The organism is Corynebacterium sp. MSK035, from assembly GCF_030232615.1.
Taxonomy (GTDB): Bacteria; Actinomycetota; Actinomycetes; order Mycobacteriales; family Mycobacteriaceae; genus Corynebacterium; species Corynebacterium jeikeium_D.
In genome coordinates this window covers 25,918-48,572 of sequence record NZ_JASPJP010000008.1, presented here as the reverse complement: position 1 = coordinate 48,572, position 22,655 = coordinate 25,918, and the positions used below count along the sequence as shown (strand labels likewise).

The window sequence follows — 22,655 nt, the reverse complement described above, 5'->3', positions numbered from 1 at the left end:
CCAGGGTTTACAACTTAATTGGAGCGTCTTCTGGCTCCACCGCGCGAGGCAAGTTGGACTCGCCCATCAGGTACTGGTCCACGGCCTCGGCGCAGGCGCGGCCTTCGGCGATAGCCCACACAATCAAACTGGCACCACGGCCATTGTCACCGGCCACGAACACGGGACCGTCGAAGTTCTGCTCGATGTCGCTGCGCACGGCGAGGTAGTCGTCGTCACGCATCATCACACCGCGATCGTTGAACTGAATCCCCAGCTCATGCGACAGACCACCGCGCTCCGGACCGGAGAAGCCCAGCGCGATGAGAACTAGGTCGGCATCGAGTTCGAAATCCGTATCCTCCATAGGCACACGCTTGCCATCGATGACCTCGACCTCGTTGGCGGACAGGCCGGTCACGTGACCGTCCTCGCCGTGGAAGGAGACGGTGTTGACGTTGAAGACGCGCTTGCCCAGGGTCTCGCCGGTGACGCGAGCGTTAAGGCCGAGCGCCTCGGTAACCTCTGGCGGTTCGGAACCGGTGATGGTGTACTCACCTTCTTCGTGAGCAGTCGCCACGCGCCAGACCAGCGGGTACATCGGCCACGGAGTCGACGCCGCACGGGACTTCGGTGCACGGGGGCGAATATCGAACTGCGTGACGGACGCCGCTCCCTGGCGCAGCGCGGTACCGAAGCAGTCAATGCCGGTGTCGCCACCACCGATGACGACAACCTTCTTACCTTTGGCATCAATCGGCGGGATGTCGAGCTCGCCTGCGGCAACGCGGTTGGCTCCCGGCAGGTACTCCATAGCCTGGTGAATACCCTCCAGATCACGGCCATCGACGGGCAGGTCGCGAGCCAGCGACGCGCCGGTAGCTAGGACCACTGCATCGAAATCGGCCAGGTCAGCTGCTGTCGGTGAGATGTTGGTGCGGAACTCGGTGCCCTCGATTTCCATCTGCTCAAGACGGCGGTCGAGGAAGCGCTGCTCCATCTTGTAGTCCGGAACGCCGTAGCGCATCAGACCACCAATCTTGTCGTCGCGCTCGAAAACCGTGACATCATGCCCGGCGCGAGTGAGCTGCTGTGCTGCAGCAAGACCCGCCGGACCGGAGCCGATGACAGCAATGTGCTGGCCAGTGTCGAAAGTCGGCACAATCGGCTGCACCCAGCCCTCATCGAAGCCGCGTTCAACGATAGCCAACTCGATGTTCTTAATGGTCACGGCATCGTCGTTGATGCCGAGCACACAACCGCCCTCGCACGGAGCCGGGCACAGGCGACCGGTCCACTCGGGGAAGTTGTTGGTGGCGTGCAAGCGCTCGAAAGCCTCGTGCCAGCGGTTCTGACGAACCAGGTCATTCCACTCCGGAATGATGTTGCCCAGCGGGCAGGCCGAGTGACAAAACGGCACGCCACAGTCCATACAGCGGGTCGCCTGCTGTTGCACCTGCTCGTTGCTAGCCTCCTCATAGACCTCTTTCCAGTCCATCAGACGCAGCGGAACCGGGCGATGAGCAGGCTCTTCGCGCTGGAATTTCATGAAACCCTTCGGATCAGCCATTGGTTACTGCCTCCATGATTGCTTCGTTGATGTCAGCGTCGTTGTCCTTTGCCTTCGCGACTACGTCGAGAATTCGGGCGTAATCACGCGGCATGATTTTGATGAACTGTGCAGCCGGGAACCGAGTCTTAGAACCCGTGAGCTTGCGGTGCTTCGACAGCGTGGCCTCCAACCAGCTGATGTCCTCATCATCGAGCGGCACAATATCGACCAGCTCGGTGTTGATGTTCGCCCGCGTCGCCTCGTTATCCAGCAGGTAAGCGATACCGCCACTCATACCGGCGCCGAAGTTGTGACCGACCGGGCCCGCCACTACGACGCGGCCACCGGTCATGTACTCGCAACCGTGGTTACCGATGCCCTCGACCACGGCCGTAGCACCGGAGTTACGCACGCAGAAGCGCTCACCGACAGTGCCGCGGACGAAGATCTCACCGCTGGTGGCACCAAAACCAATGACATTGCCGGCAATGGTGTCGGTAGCCACATCCGCGGTCGGCGGGGCCGAACGTGAAGGTCGAACCACAATCTTGCCACCGCACAGGCCCTTGCCGACGAAGTCGTTGGCATCGCCCTCCAGCTTGATGGTCACACCGGCCGGCAGGAACGCACCCAGCGAGTTACCGGCGGAACCGAGCAGGTTGACGACGATGGAGTCGTCGGCAAGCCCCTGCTTACCTGCGACTTTGGTGACTTCATACCCCAGGCGCGTGCCCACGGAACGGTTCACATTGCTGATGGCATGGTGCAGCGATACCGGTGTCGGCGCCAGCCCATTCGCGCGCGCCGTACGCAGCGCGGGCTGCGCTTCGTCGATGAGGCGCTCGTCCAACGCGCCCTCAAGGCCGTGGTCCTGCGCCTTCGTGCAGTAGGAATCCTGGTCCGCAAAGAAGGGGCTTTCGGCAACGTGCAGGATTCGCTCCAGGTCAAGCTTTGCGACGCGCGGAAGGTTGCCCAGATCCTTGCGCGGACGCAGGCACTCGGCATGTCCGACCGCTTCATCGATGGTGCGGAAACCCAGCTCAGCGAGGTATTCACGGACCTGCTGGGCAATAAAGGTGAAGAAGTTGACCACGTGCTCGGCACGGCCGGTGAACTTGCTCCGCAACTTCGGATTCTGGGTGGCAATACCGACTGGACAGGTGTCCAGGTGGCAGACGCGCATCATGACGCAGCCCTCAACCACCAGCGGAGCGGTGGCAAAACCAAACTCCTCAGCACCCAGCAACATCGCGACCACGACATCACGACCGGTCTTGAGCTGGCCATCGCACTGCACGCGGATGCGGTCGCGCAGCCCGTTGAGCATCAGGGTCTGCTGGGTTTCAGCGAGCCCCAGCTCCCACGGACCGCCGGCGTGCTTGAGACTGGTCAGTGGCGAGGCACCAGTGCCGCCATCGTGGCCGGAGATCAGCACGACGTCGGCATGCGCCTTCGAGACACCAGCGGCGACGGTGCCCACGCCCTGCTCGGAGACGAGCTTGACGTGAATGCGGGCGCGCGGATTGGCGTTCTTGAGGTCGTAGATGAGCTGTGCCAGATCCTCGATTGAGTAGATGTCGTGGTGCGGTGGCGGCGAGATCAGACCCACGCCCGGGGTGGTGATGCGGACTTCCGCGATCCACGGGTAGACCTTGTTCGGTGGCAACTGGCCACCCTCGCCGGGCTTTGCACCCTGGGCCATCTTGATCTGGATGTCGGTGCAGTTGGACAGGTAGTGGCTGGTCACACCGAAGCGGCCCGATGCGACCTGCTTGATGGCAGAGCGTTTCCAGTCGCCGTTGGCCTCCATTTCGAAACGGTCTGGGTCCTCGCCGCCCTCGCCGGAGTTGGACATGGCGCCCAGGCGATTCATAGCGATGGCCAGCGTCTCATGTGCCTCCGCAGAGATGGAGCCATAGCTCATTGCGCCGGTGGAGAAACGCTTGACGATGCTCGAGACCGGTTCGACCTCTTCAATGTCGATCGGCTCGCGATCTGAGGCGAACTCGAGCATGCCGCGCAGAGTTGCCAGCTGCTTGGTCTGCTCATCAACCTTGTTGGTGTAGTCGCGGAAGACCGCGTACTGACCAGTGCGGGTCGCATGCTGCAGCGTGTAGATTGTCTCTGGGTTGAATAGGTGGTACTCGCCTTCGCGACGCCACTTGTACTCGCCGCCGAGATCCAGCTCACGGTGTGCCTGCTCTTCCGGACGCGGCAGGAATGCGCTGCGGTGACGGGCGGCAACATCTTCTGCGACCTCGTCGAGACCAATACCTTCCAGCGGAGAAACAGCGCCGGTGAAGTACTCGTCCAGGAACTCCTGCGACAGACCGACGGTGTCGGCCAGCTGAGCGCCACGGTAGGACTGCAGTGAGGCGATACCCATCTTGGACATGACCTTCAGCACGCCCTTGGAGGCAGCCTTGCAGTAGTTCGAGCAGGCCTGATCCAACGTCAGAGCTCCGAGCTGGTCCTTCATGCGCAGCTCATCGATGGTTTCGAAAGTCATGTATGGGTTAATGGCATCGGCACCAAAGCCCAGCAGCATGGCCATGTGGTGCACCTCGCGGGCGTCGCCAGCCTCAATGATGAGGCTGGCGCGCGTGCGAGTGCGCTCCTCCACCAGGTGGTGGTGGACCGCGGAGGTCAGCAGCAGCGACGGGATGGGGGCAAAGCGCTCGTTGGACTCACGGTCAGACAGCACAATCAGTCGGGCACCACGGTCAATGGCCTCAGAGACCTCACGGCGAACACGACGGATAGCGTTGCGCAGGCCACGGCCACCGCGGGCGACCGGGTACAGGCCAGAGATGACCTCGGCACGGAACTCGGAGTACTCCTCGTTCTTGCCCGCCTGGCACAGGGTGACAAAGTCGTGGTTGTCCAGGATTGGATGCTCAAGCCGGATGCGACGGGCGGCATCGGCGGTGGGCTCCAGGATGTTGGTCTCTGCACCCAGCAACGTATTCATGCTGGTGATGGACTTTTCGCGCAGCGAGTCCAACGGCGGGTTGGTAACCTGCGCGAACCGCTGCGAGAAGAAGTCGAACAGCATGCGAGGGCGGTTGGACAGTGCCGCAATCGGCGTGTCTGAGCCCATCGAACCCAGGCCCTCCGCGCCGGTGAGTGCCATCGGGCGGATGATGAGGTCAACGTCTTCTTCGGTGATGCCGAAGACGCGCTGTCGTAACACCGCGCGGGCATGCGGCATGTACTGGTAGCGCTCTCGTGGCAGGTCGGTGATGTCGACCAGGCCCTCTTTGATCCATTCCTCGTATGGCCCGGTGGCGGCCAGCGTGGACTTAATCTCCTTGTCCTCAATAATGCGACCGGCCTTCATGTCCACCAGGAACATGCGCCCCGGCTGCACGCGCGTGCGCTGCACAATCTGCTCCGGCGGGATATCCAGGACACCAGCTTCGGAGGCCATCACCACCAGGCCCTCGTCGGTCACCCAGATGCGCCCCGGGCGCAGACCATTGCGATCCAGGGTGGCACCGATGACCTGGCCGTCGGTAAAGCAGATGGCAGCGGGGCCGTCCCACGGCTCCATCAGGCAGGCGTGGTACTCGTAGAACGCGCGAACCTGCGGGCTGAGATTGTCGTCGTGCTCCCAGGCCTGCGGAACCATCATCATGACCGCATGCGGGAGACTACGACCACCGAGATGCAGTAACTCCAGGGCCTCGTCGAAACGCGCAGTGTCAGAACCGTTGGGGTCGCACACCGGCAGCGCGCGGTCGATGTTGCCCAGCTTGCCAGAGCGAATTAGCGACTCGCGGGCGCGCATCCAGTTCTCGTTGCCGCGCACGGTGTTGATTTCGCCATTGTGAGCGACGTAGCGGTACGGGTGTGCCAGCGGCCAGGACGGGAAAGTGTTCGTGGAAAAGCGTGAGTGCACGATGGCGAGCGCGGAAGTGACTTCCTTCTGCTGCAGGTCAAGGTAGAAATCCTTCAGCTGCGGAGTAGTCAGCATGCCCTTGTAGACGATCGTGCGGCTGGACAGCGACGGGAAGTACACGGTGTCGCCACCAGAGCCCTCGCCAGCGCCCTGTTCACCCAGCTCACGCTCGCAGCGCTTACGCAGGAAGAACATCTTGCGGTCGAGATCGATATCGCTGAGCTGGCGACCCTCGTAGTTCTTCGCGGTAACGAAGAGCTGACGCAGCACCGGCATAGCCTGGCGAGCCATCTGGCCAAGCCCGTCAGCGTTAATCGGCACATCGCGCCATGCCAAGATCTCGATGCCCTCTTCGGCGCAGATGTCTTCAATAGCCCGGATGGCATCAAGGGTGGCCATGCGCGACTGCGGCAGGAACGCAATACCGGTGGCGTAGGTGCCAGCCGGCGGCAAAATGACGCCTTCCTTGCTCAGCTCAGCACGGTAGTAGGCATCCGGAACCTGAATGAGAATGCCGGCACCGTCGCCGGTGGTCTTCTCAGCGCCGGCGGCACCGCGGTGGTCGAGGTTGACCAGTGCCTGGATGCCCTTTTCCACAATGTCATGGGTCTGGCGACCGTAAATGTCGGCAACAAAGGCCACGCCACACGCATCATGTTCGTTCGACGGGTGGTAGAGACCTTCCCTCTGAGGACCACGAGGCAATGTGGTCGCTGTTTCGGTCAGAGTCATGGCTGTCTTAGCTGTCATGGCTGTTTTCCCCTTGTAGGTGCAATGTGCCAATTGGGGGACACGGGTTATCTATATTTCCAACTGTTTTAACAATGCACATTCATCTAGGCGTATTGCAATACGTATTTAGGGAAATTGCTATATTTACCCACCCCCGAAGGAGCTAGAACACCCTTCCCGTTCGACTAAAACCGGGCTTTTACTACCCGCTTTAACGCCATAACCCCCTAATCGAGCTACCACCCCCGCTAACTACGCACAATTGTTCGATTCTTTAGCAAACCTCCCTCCATACCCAATCCGCCCCCACCGCTATGGTTAGCTCCATGCTCGCCAACCGTCGTTTCCGCTCGCCACTGCAGGGCCTCGCCCTCCTTATCGGCGCAGCGACAATCCTCAGCGGCTGCACGGCCCCCACAGCCCCCACTCCAGAGAGCCAGTCATACAGCCCGGCACCGGCACCCGCATTTACGCCCGAGCCAGAGGAACCCGCGCCCGAGATTCCCGAAGCGCCCCACACCCCCGCCGCCCCGGACACCCCAGCGCCCGGCACATCGCCTATCGACGGCATCCGTAGCGCCCTCAAACAGCTGGAGGTAAAAGGGCGCGCACCGAAAACCGGCTATGCGCGCGATGAGTTCGGACAACGTTGGAGTGACGACGTCTCTGCCGAGTTTGGGCACAACGGATGTGACACGCGAAACGATATTTTGAATCGTGACCTTATTAATAAGGAGTACAAACCAAATAGCCACGATTGCGTCGTGCTTTCAGGGCAATTACTGGATCCCTATACCGGCACGATGATTGAGTTCCAGCGTGGCCGCGATACCTCTTCTGCCGTTCAAATCGACCATGTCGTAGCCTTAAGCGACGCCTGGCAAAAGGGGGCACAGCAACTCCCGCCCGAGGTTCGGCAGGACTTTGCCAATGACCCCCTCAACCTCTTGGCCGTCGATGGCCCCGCCAATCAACAGAAGCGGGATAGCGATGCCGCATCCTGGGTACCCGCCAATAAGCCATTTCGCTGCCAGTATGTCGCTCGCCAGGTGGCAGTAAAACAGAAATACCACCTGTGGCTCACACAGGCGGAGTACGATGCCATCGACCGTTGGCTCTCTACCTGCACACCAGAGGATGAGCCCGCACTTGCCGCCCTAACCCTGAATTAGGGCAACTTCCTCCGGCGCTCACCGATGCCACACACCGAGGCTCAAGCCGGCGAATATGCCACCTATTTAGCTACGTGTTCGCAACCTCCGCCCCTCCTAGTCGCGAACATTTCTATTTTTCTGAAGATTCCTAGCCCCCTAATTTCTGGGGGCGACCGCCATTCAGCTACTGCCCGCCCCGTCAAACAAACCAACCGAAAACCCCTGGGTTCATAGAGTTATATACGTCAATATCAGAATTGAATTCGTTACCGCAGTGTTATCATTTCGTTATATTCACTGCTTTCTGTCGGTTTATAACTGTTTGATAACACTGTATCCTCTAGCCCGTACGCGAAAAGGTACCCGTCGTAAAGCATTGCGCACGCCGACTGCGTATTTTTTACTTTTCTTCGTGGAAACTACTTTTTGACGCGGCACAGGTTTGTTAAAGTCTGGTTGTTACAAAATCGCACTACCGTGACTGATGGTGTCAGTGTGACTAAAGAGTCGCTTGGCGCTATTAATCGCTTGTCCATCATCTTGGAGGATTCTCACCCATGGCAGCTGAAATGAAGGCTCCGGAAGTACCACTTGGGCTCCAAATCAAGGCTTTTGCCCAGTCGATTCCACCACTCCTGCGTACTGGTGCCCTGTACATGACTCCGAAGACGGCGCCGAAGATTCTCGATTACCTGCGTCGCCTGAAGTTCTCCGTCGCCAGCCTGATTTCCATGAGTGCGCTGCGCTACCCGGATCGCCTCGCCCTTGTCGACGATGACGGTGAACTCACCTATTCTCAGCTGCTTGACAACTCTCACGCCCTGGCTCGCGCCTTGATGGACCGTGGCATGACCCAGAAGTCCAGCTTCGGCGTTATCGCACGCAACGGCCGCGGCATCATCCTGCCGATGGCCATCAAGGGATTCATCGGCTCCGAAATTATGCTGATGAACATCGGCTCCGGCCCGACTCAGATTCGCGGTGTCGTTGACCAGAATAAGGCCAAGTTCCTGTTCGTCGATGACGAGTTCCTGGGCAACCTGCCAGAAGACCTCGACGATGTCACCGTCGTTATTACCTCCGTGACCAAGCCGGAGACCCGCAAGAACGCGGGCAAGAACTTCGTGTTCATGGAAGACCTCATTGAAGAAGGTCGTACATCGAACGCCAAGCTAGATCCGAAGCCGGAGCAGGGACGCATCATCATCATGTCCTCCGGCACCACCGGCATCCCGAAGGGTGTCCTGCGCAATGAGCCCAAGACACCGGCAACCGTGGGTGCAATCGCCGATCGTATTCCGTGGCGCCGCAACATGGTCATTCACCAGTCCGCATCCATGTTCCACGCCTGGGGCTGGGCAAATGTGCTGATTGGCATGGCTACCGGCTCCACCATTGTCACCATGCGTGTCTTCGACCCGAAGAAGGCTGTTGACCAGTGTGAACAGTACGGCTGTAACGGCATGATTTCCGCGGCCTTCTTCCTGCGCCAGATCAAGGATGTTCTGGATGAGGAGCCGAACCGCAAGATTGGCCCGTTCCGCTTCATTGTCTCCTCTGGTAACGCCATCCCGGGCTGGCTCGTCTCCGCGCTGACTCACCGCTTCGGTCCGGTTATCTGTAACTTCTACGGCTCCACCGAGGCCGGCCTGTGCTCCATCGCATCCGGCGCGGACCTCGCAGCCCGCCCGGACTCCGCAGGTCGCCCGGCAATTGGCGCCAAGGTTCGCATCCTGGGTGACGACGGCAAGGAAGTCGAGCCGGGTGAGGTTGGCATGATCCACACCGCTCAGGAGCTCTCCTTCATCGGTTACCTGAACAAGAAGGACAAGTTCACCACCGTCGATGGCCTGTTCCAGATTGGTGACCTCGGCCGTATCGACCAGGACGGCTACCTGTACATCTGTGGTCGCTCCGACGACATGGTGATCAAGGGCGGCGAGAACGTCTTCCCACGCGAGGTCGAAGAAATTCTGGGCCCGGTGCCGGGTATCGCCGATGTCTTCTGCCACGGCAGCAACGAAAACGACGAGATTTTCGCTGACCTGTTCCTCTACGTTGTCCGCGAGGACAATGAGGCCGGCAAGAACCTCACCGAGGACATGCTGCGCGAGTACGTCCGCGAAACTCTGGCCGAGCACTCCACTCCGGACCGCGTCTTCTTCGTCGACTCCCTGCCGCGCAACGCCATCGGCAAGGTTGTCCCGCGCGAGGTCAAGGCAATGCACGAGCGCCTGAATCTGGACGCTCAGTAAGAAGCCTGTACACGAAAGTGTGCCCACCGGCTATCCGCCTGGTGGGCACACTTTTTGCTTATTTCCGCTACCTTTTACACGGCTATCCGCGCGGGCGCACCTGGATTTCATCCACGTTGGCATCCGCTCCGGTATCAACGGCCAGACGTACCGCGGCTGCGATTGATTCAGGCCGCATGAACTTCGTGCCGTCGTAACGCCAATCCGCATCATCGCGGTGCCAATTCGACTGCAGCTGAACCTGCATATCGGTATCGACGCGCCCGGGGTGCACGGAGCTGACTCGTACCGCGCCACGCTCTTCCTCGCGCAGCGCATCGGTGAAGGCCCGCAGCGCGAACTTCGACGCCGCATACGGCGAAGTACCAGCTGAAGCGCGAAATCCCGAGCCCGAGTTGATTGTCACCAGCGTGCCCTCCGCCTTGCGCAGCGCTGGCAGCAGCTGGCGTGTCAGGTCGGCGACGGCGACGACGTTGATGTCCATAATTCGCGACCAGTCCGCACGCGAAACCTCCGCCACGTCCCCATCGACGTACACGCCCGCCGAGTGCACGAGCACATCCAGCCCGCGCCCACCGAGCGCCTCCAACAGCTTTGCCACTTCCGCGTTTACGGCGTCGGTATCACCCAGATCAGCAACGAATACGCTTGCCGACGGCAACTGCGACGCCACCTTCTCGGCAGACTCAGCACTGGTAGCGCCCACAATGACATGGTGGTCACGGGAGAGATCCTTGGCGACCGCCAGGCCAATACCACGGCTTGCACCCGTGACCAGGGCAATCTTGGTGTCAGCGGCAATATCGATGCTCATGTACGGCTCCTCTATGTAGTCGGTTTACTTCTTCGGCTTCGCGCCGCCCACCTGGTCGATGGGGGTCACCTGCAGGAAGTCAATGTTGACGCGCTTCGGACGGGTGGCCGCGAACACAATGATGTCGGCAACATCATCGGCGGTCAGCGACTCAACGCCATCGTAGACCGCTGCGGCCTTGGTCTCGTCGCCGTCGAAACGCACGAGTGAGAAGTCGGTGTGGACGCGCCCCGGATCGATTTCGGTGACGCGCACGCCATCGGCAGCAACCTCTTGACGCAGGACTTCCACCAGCGCGCGCTCAGCGTGCTTGGCTGCGTTGTAACCGGCGCCGCCGGTGTAGACCTGACGGCCGGCAATCGAGCCGACGGTGAGCACAATGCCGCTAGTGGACTTCAATGCGGGCAGCAGCGCGCGGGTGACGCGCAGGGTGCCCAGCACGTTGACCTCGTACATCCAGCGCCACTTTTCCTCGACAGCGCCTTCAACCGATTCCATGCCCCAGGCGCCACCGGCGTTGTTAACCAGCACGTCGACGCGCGGTTCGGCCTTAGCCAGCGCCGCCACATCGGCGTCAGAGGTGACGTCAACCTTGTAGACCGTCGCTTCACCACCGGCAGCGCGAATCTCCTCCGCGACAGCCTCCAGCTTGTCCTCGCGGCGGGCTCCCAGCACAACGCGGAAACCTTCAGCTGCGAACTGCTTGGCAGTGGCTGCACCAATACCGGAAGAAGCACCGGTAACTACAGCTACTTTCTTGCCATTAGTTGAAGTTTCAGAGGTCATGGGGGCTCAACTCCTTGCTACATGCGTCTACTAATATCCCCGACTGTAGTCATACGACACCCTCCTGCGCCGAAGACTGCGTGTGCTTTACACCTGATGTTCCACGTGAAACGTATATAAAACTGTGCCGGAATTTTTCCGATTCACCTCATACACAGCCGCTAAAACCGCGATACTGGTTGCATGTCTGACCAGCCTCACTTCCCACATCTTCTCTCCCCTCTCGACGTCGGTCCTCTAACTCTGCGCAATCGCATCATCATGGGCTCAATGCACTCCGGCCTGGAAGATCGCACCCGTGATATCCCCAAGCTGGCTGCCTACCTGGGTCGACGCGCCGAAGGTGGCGTGGGGCTCATCGTCACCGGCGGTTATGCTCCCAACATCGAAGGTTGGCTGACTCCGGCCGGTTCGATGATGGCGTCGAAGCGCATGGCGGACAATCACCGCCGCGTTACTGACCTCGTGCACTCCCACGGCAGCCACATCGTGCTGCAGGTGCTGCACGCCGGTCGTTACAGCTACAGCCCGCTGGCTCGCTCCGCCAATACCGGTCAGTCGCCGATTAGCCCGTTTAAGGCTCACCGCCTCACCGGCTTTGATGTCTCGCGCACCATTGGCGCCTACGTCCGCGCCGCGAAGCTCGCGAAACGTGCTGGTTACGACGGCATCGAGGTTATGGGCTCCGAGGGTTACCTGCTCAACCAGTTCCTGGCCGAGCGCACCAACCACCGCTCGGACAACTGGGGCGGCAGCGCCGAGGCTCGCATGCGCCTGCCCATCGAAATTGTCCGTCGCATTCGCGCCGAAGTGGGCGAGGACTTCTTACTGCAGTACCGCATTTCGCTTCTTGACCTGGTGGAAGACGGCCAGACCTGGTCCGAGACCACTGAACTCGCGCAACGTCTGGTCGAGGCTGGCGTCGATGTCTTCAACACCGGTATCGGCTGGCACGAAGCACGCGTCCCCACCATCGTTACGTCCGTGCCGCGCGCCGCATTCACGGATCTGACTGGTCGTCTCCGTTCGCTTGTCGACGTCCCGGTGGCAGCCTCCAACCGAATCAACCGCCCTGAGGTTGCGGAGAAGATCCTCGCTGACGGCAATGCGGACCTGATTTCCATGGCCCGCCCACTGCTGGCTGACCCGGACTTCGCCATCAAGGCGGGCGATGGTCGAGCTGACCAGATCAACACCTGTATCGCCTGTAACCAGGCCTGCTTGGACCACACCTTCGCGGCCAAGCGCTCCACCTGTTTGGTCAACCCGAAGGCTGCTTACGAAACCGAGTTGGTATCCGTGCCGGTTGCGAAGGACAAGGCCAAGCGCATCGCCGTCATCGGCGCTGGTGTGGCTGGACTCGCTTTCGCGGAAGCCGCAGCTCAGCGCGGTCACCACCCAGAGATTTTCGAGGCCGCCGACCAGATTGGTGGCCAGTTCAACCTCGCCGCAAAGATTCCGGGCAAGGAGGACTACGGCGAGACGCTGAAGTACTTCTCCCGCCGTCTGGAGGTACTCGAAGTTCCGGTTCACCTAAACACGCGTGCCGACGTCGACGAGCTCAAGGCCAAGTTCGACCACGTGATTGTGGCCACGGGTGTTACCCCGCGTATCCCGGGCATTGACGGTATCGACCACGAGAAGGTCATTCGTTACGACGAACTGCTCTCGGGTGCGAAGCAGGCCGGTAACAAGGTGGCCGTCATCGGTGCTGGTGGTATCGGTGTGGACGTGTGTGAGTACCTCACGCGCAAGCCGAACCAGACCATCGAGGCCTGGAAGGACGCCTGGGGCGTCGGTGACCCTGCGGAGTTCCGCGCGGGTCTGACCAAGCCGGGCACGGTCTCTGGCGCGGCTGAGGAGTTTGAGGTCGAGCGCGAGGTGCACCTGCTGCAGCGCAAGACCTCCCGCATCGGTAAGGGCCTGGGCAAGACCACTGGTTGGGTTCACCGTGCGGAGATCAAGAAGGCCGGTGTCAAGCAGTACACCGGCGTCACCTACAACCGTATCGATGACGAGGGCCTGCACATCACCATCGATGAAAAGCAACAGGTCATCGCGGTTGACAACGTGATTGTCTGTACTGGTCAGATATCCAATCTGGACTGCCTGGGCGGCAAGGATCGCGAGAGCGTCACCGGCGATAACTCCAATGTCACCATCATCGGCGGCGCGGACGTGGCCGCTGAGCTGGACGCAAAGCGTGCCATCCGCCAGGCCGTTGAGGTAGCGCTCGCGCTGTAGGGCTAGGGCTGCTACGCCTCGTAGCGGTCGGTGTAGGCGCGCTGCTCGAACTCGAAACGGCCCGGGTGAGCCGGGAACTCACCCGGGACACCGATGGCCAGCAACAGCGCTACCGCCACATCGGTGTCACCGGCACCGATAGCTTCCTTGACCTTCTGCTCACTAAAGCCCGTCATCGGGGAGCTAGCCCAACCAAAGGCGCTGGCAGTGACCATAGCGAAAGAAGCGGCAATCATGGCGTCGCGGATTGCGAACTCGCGGGAGAGACCCTTTTCCTCGCGGACCTTATGGAAGGAGGTCATCGAGGCTTCCCGCTCGGCAGCGGCAACTTCGTCCCACAGGCCAGTCGCCTTGTTGGCCTCAACCAGGCGTGGAATACCGCGCTTCCAGCCGGTCGGCTCACCAATGAAGGCGAGCAGCAGCGGCGCATTGGCAACCTGCTTCTGACCACCGGCAGCTTCCACTACCTGCTGGCGCACCTCAGGGTCCTCGATGCGCACGATAGCCCGAGACTGAATGTTAAAGGCGCTGGGAGCTTCCAGAGATAGCTCCAGGAGGCGGCGCACGTCAGCGTCGTCAAGCGGTTCGTCAGCGTAGACGCGCGTGGCACGGCGGTTGCGGATGATGTTCTCAAATTCGGTGGCGAACTGGTCGCGCGGAGAATGCGAAGTCATGCATTAAAGAATAACTGTTTGCCAACCTTCGAGTTCGAGCAGCCAGCGCTTCATTTCGCGGCCGCCGGCATAGGATCCGAAAGACCCCGCTCCCCCACTGGCGGGCACCACGCGGTGACAGGGAATCAGAATGCCCAGCGGATTGGTGGCACAGGCCGAGCCAGCAGCTCTGGCGGCACGGGGTGATCCGGCCATTTCAGCGAGCTCACCGTAGGTCACAACCTGGCCATACGGCACGTCGCGCAGTGCGGTCAGCGCACGGGCGCGGAAAGAATCCTGGGTGAATATGTCGCAGTCCAGCGGCAGCGCAAACTCGCGGCGCTGCCCGGCAAAGTACTCGCGGAACTGCTGCGCTGCCTGTTCCGCCACCGCTTGCGCTTCGGGGTCGGCGGCGCTGGGGTCGTCGTCAAGCACGGGGCCTAAGAGATTGACTTCGACGACCCCGCGAGCGGAGGTGGCGATTCCAAGCACGCCGAAAGGCGTTTCTACCTGGGAAATCGCCATAAAACCTCCTACTTAGCCCTTGTTGGCCTGGAACCAGGCCAACAGCTCGTCCCACTCCTTCTCGTGACCGGAGCGGAAGTAACCACCGTAGCCCACGCCCTTGCCACCAGCCGGCTGAGCCTGGCGCTTTTCAATCTTTTCAGCAGAGCTCATCACATTGGTAATCAGGTCTGCCGAGGACTCCTCAGTCCAGTAATCATCTGGAACGCGGATGGACAGGAACGGCTGCGGAGCCTTGGAGAAGCGGTTAGCGAAGTCGAACTCGGAATCGTCGAAGAAGTAGCCTTCCTTGCGAGCCCAACGAGCCCACTGACGCATGACACCGTTCGGCGGCTCAACAGCCAGACGCCACGCCGACGCCGGAATGTGGCCAGTGATGAAACCGCTAATCGGGCCGAGAATATTGAAGATGAAGAATGCGCGGACCTTGCCCGCCACGGACGGCACCTTGGAAATACGCATACCGCGGCAGTTGACCAACGCCGCTGCGTCATAGGTGCCCTCGGAGCCGGCGTAGACGATGCCGTGACCACCAACCGCGTGACCGACAGCGAAGTGCGGCACGTCCGGGTAGGTCTCCTTGGCCCACTCAATCACACCCGGAATATCCTTGGTGATCCAGTCCGACATCCGGATGTCTTCATTGTTCTGGTCAGTCTTCAGAGCGGACTGGCCAATTCCGCGGTAGTCATAGGTGATAACGCCGTAGCCCTTTTCTGCCACGGTCTCAGCGAAACGGTGGTAGAAACCCTGCGGCACACCGGTACCGGAGTGAACGGTGATGATGCCGTTGGGAATGTTCTCTGGGTTCTCCTTCGGGCGGAACATGGTTCCGCGCAGCAGGACGCGGTCATTTGCCGGAATAATGATGTCCTGCCGAGGGCACGGCTCCGGCAACTTCGGGCTCTTCGCGGAAAAACGGCTATCCCCAGTGGAAGTGGTTGAGGCTTCGGAGGTCATTTATGCAGTTCCTTCGAGTGGACTTAAACAGTGCATGATTTTGTATTCACAATCTTAAAGTGTAAGGCTCATCACTTTCAGCGCTTTCGTGGAATTTGCCTCACACGCGTTACAACTGCACATCCCCATAGGCGCGTTCGTCCTCGATCGGCTCCAGATGCGAGGAAATATGCACACCCGGGAAGCGCTCCCGCAGCTCATCCTCCATCGCAGTGAGCACATCGTGGCCGCGCTCGACGCTCCACGCGCCCGGCACCAGCACATGGAACTCAATGAACTGCTGATGCCCCGACACACGAGTGCGAATCTCGTGAACGTCAATGCCCCGACTCCGATTGCGGTGCGAGGCCAAAATCTCGTCCACCGCCACGCGGTCCTCGCCCTCCATGGCCTTGTCCATCAGGCCGTTACCGGAATCGCGCAGCAGCTTGAAACCGGTGACCAGGATGTTTACGGCCACCGCCAGCGCGATAATCGGGTCGAGCCACCACAGGCCAGTAATCCACACCAGAGCCACACCCGCCAGAACACCGGCGGAGGTCCACACATCGGTCATAAGATGCTTGCCGTCGGCGGTCAGCGCCAGGGAGTTATGCTGACGCCCAGCCCTAAGCAGAATCAGCGCCACCGCACCATTAACCACCGAGGCAATCACGGTCACGATGAGGCCCAGGCCGATCTGCTCAATCGGCTGCGGGTGCACCAAACGCTCGATAGAGACATAAATAATCGCCGCCGCCGCCACGAAGATCATGGCACCTTCCAGCCCGGCCGAGAAGTACTCTGCCTTGGAATGGCCGAACTCATGGTCGCGGTCCGCGGGCCGCGCGATAACCTTGAGCACAATAATTGCGAAAACTGCCGCAACCAGATTGACAATCGACTCCGTCGCGTCGGAAAGCAGGCCCACCGATCCGGTCAGAGTGTAGCCCCAAAACTTCAGCGCGATGGTGACGACCGCCGCCCCCACTGAAAGCCAACCAAAACGAGATAAGTCCTGCATATGCGGGCACTTTACCCGCCTGTCCGGAGTTACTACCAGTTCTATGAGCACCGATTTCCAGTTCAATTTGCAGAACATTTCTGCAGGCCTGCCGTTCGCGTCGCAGCTCGCCTCGCTTGCCGACGCCGTGCGCGACCACGACGTAGTAGTCCAAGCCCCACCGGGCACCGGCAAGACCACTTTGGTTCCGCCGGCAGTAGCCAACACCCTGGGCGGCCGCATTGTGGTCACGGCTCCCCGGCGTGTGGCGGTGCGCTCGGCAGCGCGGCGGTTGGCACAGCTGTCGGGCACGAAGCTCGGTGGGGAAGTTGGTTACTCGGTGCGTGGCGACACAAAAGTTTCCCGCGCCACCCGCGTGGAGTTTGTCACTCCCGGTGTGCTGCTGCGTCGACTGCTGCGCGACGGCGACGTGGATGCCAGCGCGGTGCTCATCGACGAGGTGCACGAGCGCGGCTTGGATACCGATTTAGTGCTGGCGATGGTGCGCGACTTGCGGGATATCCGCGATGACCTGCGCCTTGTCGCTATGTCGGCAACGGTGGACGCGCCGAAGTTCGCGACCCTGCTCGGTGGCTCTGCCCCGGCTCCCATCGTGGCTGCGGAGGCGGCAATCCACCCGTTGGACATCCGCTACGCGCCCTTTCCGCAGCGGCTGGATGCACGCGGTGTGACCGACGACTTCCTACAGCACGTTGCTGCACAGGCCAGCACACTCGCGGAAGAAGCCGCCGGTGATGTGCTGGTTTTCCTCCCCGGCGTCCGAGAGGTGGAACGCTGCGCAGGCTATATCGCGGACTCCTCGGAGGTGGCGGTGCTGACGCTGCACGGCCAGCAGAGCTCCGAGGAGCAGGACCGCGTGTTCCGTCGGCAAGCGGACGGTAGGCGCGTGATTGTGTCCACCGCGATTGCGGAATCATCCGTGACTGTGCCGGGCGTGCGCGCCGTTGTCGACGCCTGCCTCGCGCGCGGACCGCGACTCGACATTGCGCGTGGCTTCTCCGGCCTGGTCACCAGCTCGTGTGCGCAGTCCTCCGCGAACCAGCGCGCTGGCCGAGCGGGACGTGAGGGCCCGGGCATCGTGGTGCGCTGCGTCTCCCAGTCGGAATTCGCGTCCTTTCCCGCCTGGCCCGCGCCGGAAATCGAGGTCGCCGACCTGACCCAAGCGCTCCTCGACGCCGCCGCGTGGGGCACACCGGGGATGCAGGGACTGATGCTTCTCGACGCCCCACCACCCCACCACGCGGAGGTCGCAAACCGCATTCTCGCTGGCCTGGGTGCTGTTGATGAGACCGGTGACATCACGGAACTCGGCCGCACCCTGGCTACCCTGCCGGTGCATCCGCGCATGGGACGCGCGCTGCTGACCGCCACGGCCATGATGCCGGAGCACGCCGACGCGGTCGCACGCGCAGTGGAGAAACTCACCGATGCCCGCGGCTTGGTCAAGCAGGTGCGCCGCATTGAGCTGGATACTGAGGCCCCCGCCAACCTGCTGCCCTCGGACATCCCCGCGCTGGTCACGGCCCTGGCGTGGCCGGATTTCATCGGGCGACGCCGCAGTGCGAACTCCGACGAATACCTCTTCACCGGCGGCACCGCTGCGGAACTCGCCCGTGGTTCTGACCTGCGCGGCCACGAATGGATCGCGGCCGCCGACATCTCGCGGCTCTCCCATGGGCGCGCGCTGATTCGCGACGGCGAGGCGATTGACCTGGAAATCGCCATGCTCGCCGCCGGGCACCTCGCCCGCACGGAGACCACGGCGCGCGTCGAACAGGGCCGCGTTCGCGCCCGCGAGCGCGACCTGCTCGGCGCCATCGAGCTGTCCTCCCGCCAGGTCTCCCCAACACCTGAGCAGTGCATTGCTGCCAACTCCGCCTGGCTTGCCGACGCGCTTGCCGACGCCGCCCCCAACCTCGACCGCGACACCGAACAACTCCGCCGCCGCATGGCCTTTCTCCACACTCATCGCGGTGCCCCATGGCCGGATGTCTCCCCCGCAGGGCTCGCGGCTCAGGCCGAGCTCCTTTTTGCCGGCGAGCTGGACCGTCCGACCCCACCCAAGCTAGATGCCGAGCACCTCCGCCGCCTGCTGCCCTGGCCGGAGGCCTCGGACTTCGACCGGCTGGTGCCCGAACGCCTGGAGGTCCCCTCCGGTTCGAAGATTCGCCTGGAGTACCCGGAGGACCCCACGGACCCTGAGGCGCAGATTGTCCTGGCCGTGAAGTTGCAGGAGTGCTTCGGCCTGGCGGAGACCCCGCAGGTATTGGAAAAGCCGGTGACAATGCATTTGCTGTCACCGGCTCAGCGACCACTCGCGGTCACTCAGGACTTGGAAAGTTTCTGGAATGGCGCCTACGCACAGGTTCGCTCCGAGATGCGGGGCCGTTACCCCAAGCACCCGTGGCCGGAGAACCCGTGGGAGGAGCAGGCTACTGCGAGAACGAAGCGTCGTCGTTAAGCAAGCCCGTCGTTAAGCAGCTGCCTGCGCCCGCACGCGACTGGGCTTGCGCCAGAGGTAGATTGCGTAGCCCAGGCAGGTGAAGAAGAGCACGCCGCCCATGATTCCCTGCATGTTGCCGTAGAACCACTGCCCCACATTGGCAGCGTGGCCGAAGTCATTGCCCACGAACACCTTGTACGGTGCCCACCAGTTGGCAATCATGAACAGGACACCGACAATAATGTGCCCAATCTCGCGGACGAAGAGCACCAGCGGCACGAAGACCATGACGATCGACCAGTGGTGACTGACCGCATATGGCCCGGCGAAGCTGACCGCCAGCGCAGCGAAACCAAGGGCTGCGACATCATAACCATTGCGGTGGTAGATCCACGCCACGAAGGCGGCGGCGATGGCACCGATGAGGAAGAAACCGTAGATGCCAATATCGAGCGCGGTACCCTCCACCCCGGCGCGGGCGAGCAGACCACTGAACGCCTGGTTGGCCTCATAGGTCGGGGCGCCACCGCGGTTGCCGGCGAAGAACTCATCGGTCCAGAAGTAGATGGACTCCTTAAAGCGCACGGCGAAACCAATGGCGACGGTTACCAGGAACCAGCAGAAGCTCTTGGCCACGGCCGCAAAGTCGCGGCGCATGAGGAACACCAGCGCATATGCCGCGGGGGTGATCTTAATGCCCGCCGCGATACCCACGCCCAGTCCACGCAGTTTCTTGGGCAAAAAGCCCAGCACATCGGAGACCACCAGCAGCGCGAGGAAGACGTTGATCTGCCCGAAGAGCACGTTGGCGCGCAGCGGGTCGAGCAGCATCACAACACCGAGCACGCAGGTAGCCATCAGCTTCGGACGCTCAGAGCCGAGACGAGTGAAGACCATCCACAGCATCGCCCACACCGCCGCCAGCGTGGCGAACGTCCAGATGATCTGCAGGGTCACCGGCCCCGCCCAGGTCAGCGGGTAAAACAGCAGCGCCGCAAACGGTGGGTAGATGAAGCGGAAACCCGATCTGGTGGGAAACTCTGGTGAGTAGAGATCCTGGTCTCGTCGTAGTGCCCAGCCGGCGTCTTGGAAGACCTCGAGGTCCATCATGTAGGCAGTTGCCGCAAGATAGATGAGGTCGATGACAACGACCAGCGACACCAGCCCAAATACAATTGCCAAGATCCGTCTCTGCATGACGGAAAGCGTCGAGAGTCTGTCCATGAGCATGATTCGACACTACCGCACAGTTCTTCCTACTCAGGCCTTAGAGTGGGAGGTATGTTCGTGGAAAACTATCGCAAGGTTCGCTCCGAGATCGACGACGCTTGCCGACGAGCTGGGCGCCAGCCCTCCGAGGTCCGCCTGCTGCCCGTCAGCAAGACTGTGCCTGTCGACGCCCTGGTGGAATCCTGGCCGGAGCTCGCAGCAGCCGGCTGCGCTGGCCTGGCGGAAAACCGCGTCCAGGAAGCGGTGGCCAAGGCGGAGGCATTCCGGGAGGCCTTCGGCGACAAGGCACCGCATATGGCCATCATTGGTCCACTGCAGACGAATAAGGCCGGCCACTTAGTCAGCTGTGCTGATGAGTTTCAGGCGCTGGATCGCCCGAAGGTGGCCGGGGCGCTGCAGCGTCGCTTGGCCGATTCCGAGCGCAAGCTCGATGTGTTGATTCAGGTCAATGCCTCCCGCGAGCCGCAGAAGTCGGGTCTGGCGCCGAGTCACGCGGCGGAGTTTGTCCGCATGTTTGGCCCCGATGGCGAATACCCGAACCTGCGTCTGCGCGGGTTTATGACCATCGCGGCCCAGAATGATCCGAATGTGCGCGAGACCTTCGCGGAGCTGCGGGAGCTGCGGGACAGTCTGCTCGGGGATTTGCCGGACGGTGTCAGCCTCAACGAACTGTCAATGGGTATGTCCGGCGACTACCGCGAAGCCATCGCCGAGGGGGCGACCACCGTCCGTGTGGGACGCGCCATCTTCGGTGAGCGCTCCTATCAGAAATAAAGGTCGCGAAATAGAGGTAATCTCAATGCCATGAGTTCTGATGTCTCCCCGTGCTCCCGTCGTCGTTTCCTCCTGGGAACTGCCGCCACTGCAGCTGGCGCACTCGTAGCCGCTTGTGCACCAAAGTCTGCGGTGGAGAAGGTTGACGCTGCCGACATTCCGGTTGGTGGCGGTGTGGTGATCGGCAATTACGTCGTCACGCAGCCGGAGGAAGGCAAGTTCGCCGCTTTCTCCAGTTCCTGCCCGCACCAGAATGGTCGTATCACCGAGGTCAGCAATGGTGTGATGATTTGCCCGAACCACAACTCCCACTTTGATATTGCTACTGGTGAGGTTGTTTCTGGCCCGTCGCGTAAGCCCGCTGGTCAGGCATCGCTTTCAGCCGAAGGCACTGAGCTGATTGTGGGCCAGAAGTAGGTTTATCTTCTACCGCCGCGGCTTCAACCCCGCCACAGCACACGCACCAGCGATGAAGGACAGCGCCACCAGCCATGGAATCAGCCCTGCCCACTCGAAGCGACTGAACACCATGCCGGATACCCAACCGACAATGGACGAACCCGCGTAGTAGCTGAACAGGTACATCGATGATGCCTCGGCGCGGTCGCGCTGCGCCACCAGGCCCACGCCGGACGAGGACAGCGAGTGCGCCACGAAGAACGATGCCGTGAACACGAGCACGCCCACAATCAGCGCGGGCAGCCACGGCAGCAGCGCCAGCCCCAGGCCCACGCACGCGGCCAGAGTCGCAATGGCGATGAGGCGGCGGCGGCTCACCGTCTTCGCCCACACACCCGCGCGTGCCGACGACCACGTGCCCGACAGGTAGAGAATAAATACGAAGCCTGCCAGTGCCGGGGAGAGTCCGAACTTATCGCCCAGCCGGAAGCCCAGGTAGTTGTACAGGGAGACAAACGCTCCCATAAACAGGAACGCCAGGGCGCACAGCGCCAGGATGCGCGGGTCGCGCAAGTGTCGCGCAATGGCCTGCCCCTCCCCTGCAAACGACAGTTTCTTCGGCTTAAACCTGCGCTGTTGCGGCAGAAAGTACCAGGTCAGGATGGCGAAGATGAACGCCACCGTCGCCGAGACCGCAATCGCCACCCGCCAGGAGGCGAACTCCAGCACAATGGACGGAATGATACGGCCGAGCAGGCCACCGACCGTCGTGCCCGAGATATACAGCCCCATCACGCGACTGACGTGGTCGGCGTGGACTTCCTCACTGACATACGCCATAGCCACTGCGGGCACACCGGCAATGACAATGCCCTGCAACAGGCGCAGCGCAATCATCGAACCGATGCCCGGCGCGATTGACACCACGAGCCCCAGTAGCGTTGCCACAAATGCGCTGATGACGATGACGCGCCTGCGTCCAAAGCGTTCCGACAAAATGGACACCGGGATAATCGCACAGGCCAAGCCACCGGTGGTGGCGGATACCGTCAGCGCGGCGGTGGCGGGGTCGACCGATAGCTCGTCGGAAAGCGTGGGCAGTAGCGCCTGCGTTGCATAGAGCGCTTGGAACGATGCCAGGCCGGCGAAAAGCACAGCGATAAGCGCGCGACGGAATCCGGGATCTTCTGGCCGTAGTCCTTCGATCTGTTCGGGGTTTTCGTTAGCGCTAGTCACTTGTCCTAGGTTAGC

Annotated in this window: 16 protein-coding genes; 6 read left to right on the top strand and 10 right to left on the bottom strand. The window is 61.6% G+C overall.

Annotated features, from left to right (window positions below):
- Positions 1-7 precede the first annotated feature (7 nt).
- Both QP978_RS06590 and gltB read right to left on the bottom strand, forming a co-directional pair.
- Entirely contained in the window at positions 8-1,549 is a 1,542-nt protein-coding gene (locus QP978_RS06590; protein ID WP_147719276.1) for a glutamate synthase subunit beta, read from the bottom strand.
- On the bottom strand, positions 1,542-6,164 hold the full coding sequence (gene gltB / locus QP978_RS06585) for a glutamate synthase large subunit (protein WP_070602275.1): 4,623 nt from the start codon (positions 6,162-6,164) through the stop codon (positions 1,542-1,544). Before gltB ends, QP978_RS06590 begins: the two co-directional genes overlap by 8 nt.
- A gap of 326 nt (positions 6,165-6,490) precedes the next feature.
- Here gltB and QP978_RS06580 point away from each other — a divergent pair, with 326 nt between their 5' ends.
- Entirely contained in the window at positions 6,491-7,336 is an 846-nt protein-coding gene (locus QP978_RS06580; RefSeq protein WP_042389021.1) for an HNH endonuclease family protein, read from the top strand.
- Between the two features lie 539 nt (positions 7,337-7,875).
- Complete coding sequence (locus QP978_RS06575) at positions 7,876-9,573, top strand: AMP-binding protein (protein WP_016421788.1); 1,698 nt, start codon at positions 7,876-7,878, stop codon at positions 9,571-9,573.
- A gap of 82 nt (positions 9,574-9,655) precedes the next feature.
- Here QP978_RS06575 and QP978_RS06570 read toward each other — a convergent pair whose 3' ends face one another.
- Entirely contained in the window at positions 9,656-10,387 is a 732-nt protein-coding gene (locus QP978_RS06570; protein ID WP_016421787.1) for an SDR family oxidoreductase, read from the bottom strand.
- 24 nt (positions 10,388-10,411) lie between these two features.
- Entirely contained in the window at positions 10,412-11,173 is a 762-nt protein-coding gene (locus QP978_RS06565) for an SDR family oxidoreductase (protein ID WP_049193380.1), read from the bottom strand.
- Positions 11,174-11,356: 183 nt separating this feature from the next.
- Here QP978_RS06565 and QP978_RS06560 point away from each other — a divergent pair, with 183 nt between their 5' ends.
- Entirely contained in the window at positions 11,357-13,417 is a 2,061-nt protein-coding gene (locus tag QP978_RS06560; protein ID WP_070607218.1) for an oxidoreductase, read from the top strand.
- A gap of 11 nt (positions 13,418-13,428) precedes the next feature.
- Here the strand turns inward: QP978_RS06560 and QP978_RS06555 are convergent, their stop codons facing one another.
- From QP978_RS06555 to QP978_RS06540, 4 genes are all read right to left on the bottom strand, one after another.
- Positions 13,429-14,091: a nitroreductase family protein gene (locus tag QP978_RS06555; RefSeq protein WP_049172542.1), complete on the bottom strand. Its 663-nt coding sequence runs from the start codon at positions 14,089-14,091 to the stop codon at positions 13,429-13,431.
- A 3-nt stretch (positions 14,092-14,094) separates the two neighbouring features.
- Positions 14,095-14,595 (bottom strand): methylated-DNA--[protein]-cysteine S-methyltransferase, encoded by a 501-nt coding sequence (locus QP978_RS06550; RefSeq protein ID WP_049172545.1) that lies wholly within the window; start codon positions 14,593-14,595, stop codon positions 14,095-14,097.
- A gap of 12 nt (positions 14,596-14,607) precedes the next feature.
- Complete coding sequence (locus QP978_RS06545; RefSeq protein WP_049189819.1) at positions 14,608-15,555, bottom strand: alpha/beta hydrolase family protein; 948 nt, start codon at positions 15,553-15,555, stop codon at positions 14,608-14,610.
- Between the two features lie 109 nt (positions 15,556-15,664).
- A complete protein-coding gene (locus QP978_RS06540; RefSeq protein ID WP_070854005.1) occupies positions 15,665-16,558 on the bottom strand; it encodes a cation diffusion facilitator family transporter in 894 nt (297 codons plus the stop codon).
- Between the two features lie 43 nt (positions 16,559-16,601).
- Here QP978_RS06540 and QP978_RS06535 point away from each other — a divergent pair, with 43 nt between their 5' ends.
- Positions 16,602-19,019, top strand: coding sequence for an ATP-dependent RNA helicase (locus QP978_RS06535; protein WP_284856988.1), 2,418 nt, complete (start codon positions 16,602-16,604; stop codon positions 19,017-19,019).
- Positions 19,020-19,031: 12 nt separating this feature from the next.
- Here QP978_RS06535 and QP978_RS06530 read toward each other — a convergent pair whose 3' ends face one another.
- The gene (locus QP978_RS06530) at positions 19,032-20,198 is read right to left on the bottom strand and encodes a glycosyltransferase 87 family protein (protein WP_284856987.1); all 1,167 of its coding nucleotides are present in this window, start codon (positions 20,196-20,198) and stop codon (positions 19,032-19,034) included.
- An 84-nt stretch (positions 20,199-20,282) separates the two neighbouring features.
- Here QP978_RS06530 and QP978_RS06525 point away from each other — a divergent pair, with 84 nt between their 5' ends.
- Positions 20,283-21,005 (top strand): YggS family pyridoxal phosphate-dependent enzyme, encoded by a 723-nt coding sequence (locus tag QP978_RS06525; protein WP_049193390.1) that lies wholly within the window; start codon positions 20,283-20,285, stop codon positions 21,003-21,005.
- A 30-nt stretch (positions 21,006-21,035) separates the two neighbouring features.
- Positions 21,036-21,422 (top strand): Rieske (2Fe-2S) protein, encoded by a 387-nt coding sequence (locus QP978_RS06520; protein WP_049172555.1) that lies wholly within the window; start codon positions 21,036-21,038, stop codon positions 21,420-21,422.
- A 9-nt stretch (positions 21,423-21,431) separates the two neighbouring features.
- On the opposite strand, the gene QP978_RS06515 is transcribed toward QP978_RS06520, so the two are convergent.
- Positions 21,432-22,640 carry an MFS transporter gene (locus QP978_RS06515; protein ID WP_049189830.1) on the bottom strand — a complete coding sequence of 403 codons (1,209 nt, stop codon included), beginning with the start codon at positions 22,638-22,640 and terminating at the stop codon, positions 21,432-21,434.
- Between the last annotated feature and the right edge of the window lie 15 nt (positions 22,641-22,655).

Bases quoted from the DNA above. Each gene is read 5' to 3' on its own strand.
- QP978_RS06590 (WP_147719276.1), bottom strand. From the start codon at position 1,549: ATGGCTGATCCGAAGGGTTTCATGAAATTCCAGCGCGAAGAGCCTGCT.
- gltB (WP_070602275.1), bottom strand. From the start codon at position 6,164: ATGACTCTGACCGAAACAGCGACCACATTGCCTCGTGGTCCTCAGAGG.
- QP978_RS06580 (WP_042389021.1), top strand. From the start codon at position 6,491: ATGCTCGCCAACCGTCGTTTCCGCTCGCCACTGCAGGGCCTCGCCCTC.
- QP978_RS06575 (WP_016421788.1), top strand. From the start codon at position 7,876: ATGGCAGCTGAAATGAAGGCTCCGGAAGTACCACTTGGGCTCCAAATC.
- QP978_RS06570 (WP_016421787.1), bottom strand. From the start codon at position 10,387: ATGAGCATCGATATTGCCGCTGACACCAAGATTGCCCTGGTCACGGGT.
- QP978_RS06565 (WP_049193380.1), bottom strand. From the start codon at position 11,173: ATGACCTCTGAAACTTCAACTAATGGCAAGAAAGTAGCTGTAGTTACC.
- QP978_RS06560 (WP_070607218.1), top strand. From the start codon at position 11,357: ATGTCTGACCAGCCTCACTTCCCACATCTTCTCTCCCCTCTCGACGTC.
- QP978_RS06555 (WP_049172542.1), bottom strand. From the start codon at position 14,091: ATGACTTCGCATTCTCCGCGCGACCAGTTCGCCACCGAATTTGAGAAC.
- QP978_RS06550 (WP_049172545.1), bottom strand. From the start codon at position 14,595: ATGGCGATTTCCCAGGTAGAAACGCCTTTCGGCGTGCTTGGAATCGCC.
- QP978_RS06545 (WP_049189819.1), bottom strand. From the start codon at position 15,555: ATGACCTCCGAAGCCTCAACCACTTCCACTGGGGATAGCCGTTTTTCC.
- QP978_RS06540 (WP_070854005.1), bottom strand. From the start codon at position 16,558: ATGCAGGACTTATCTCGTTTTGGTTGGCTTTCAGTGGGGGCGGCGGTC.
- QP978_RS06535 (WP_284856988.1), top strand. From the start codon at position 16,602: ATGAGCACCGATTTCCAGTTCAATTTGCAGAACATTTCTGCAGGCCTG.
- QP978_RS06530 (WP_284856987.1), bottom strand. From the start codon at position 20,198: ATGCAGAGACGGATCTTGGCAATTGTATTTGGGCTGGTGTCGCTGGTC.
- QP978_RS06525 (WP_049193390.1), top strand. From the start codon at position 20,283: ATGTTCGTGGAAAACTATCGCAAGGTTCGCTCCGAGATCGACGACGCT.
- QP978_RS06520 (WP_049172555.1), top strand. From the start codon at position 21,036: ATGAGTTCTGATGTCTCCCCGTGCTCCCGTCGTCGTTTCCTCCTGGGA.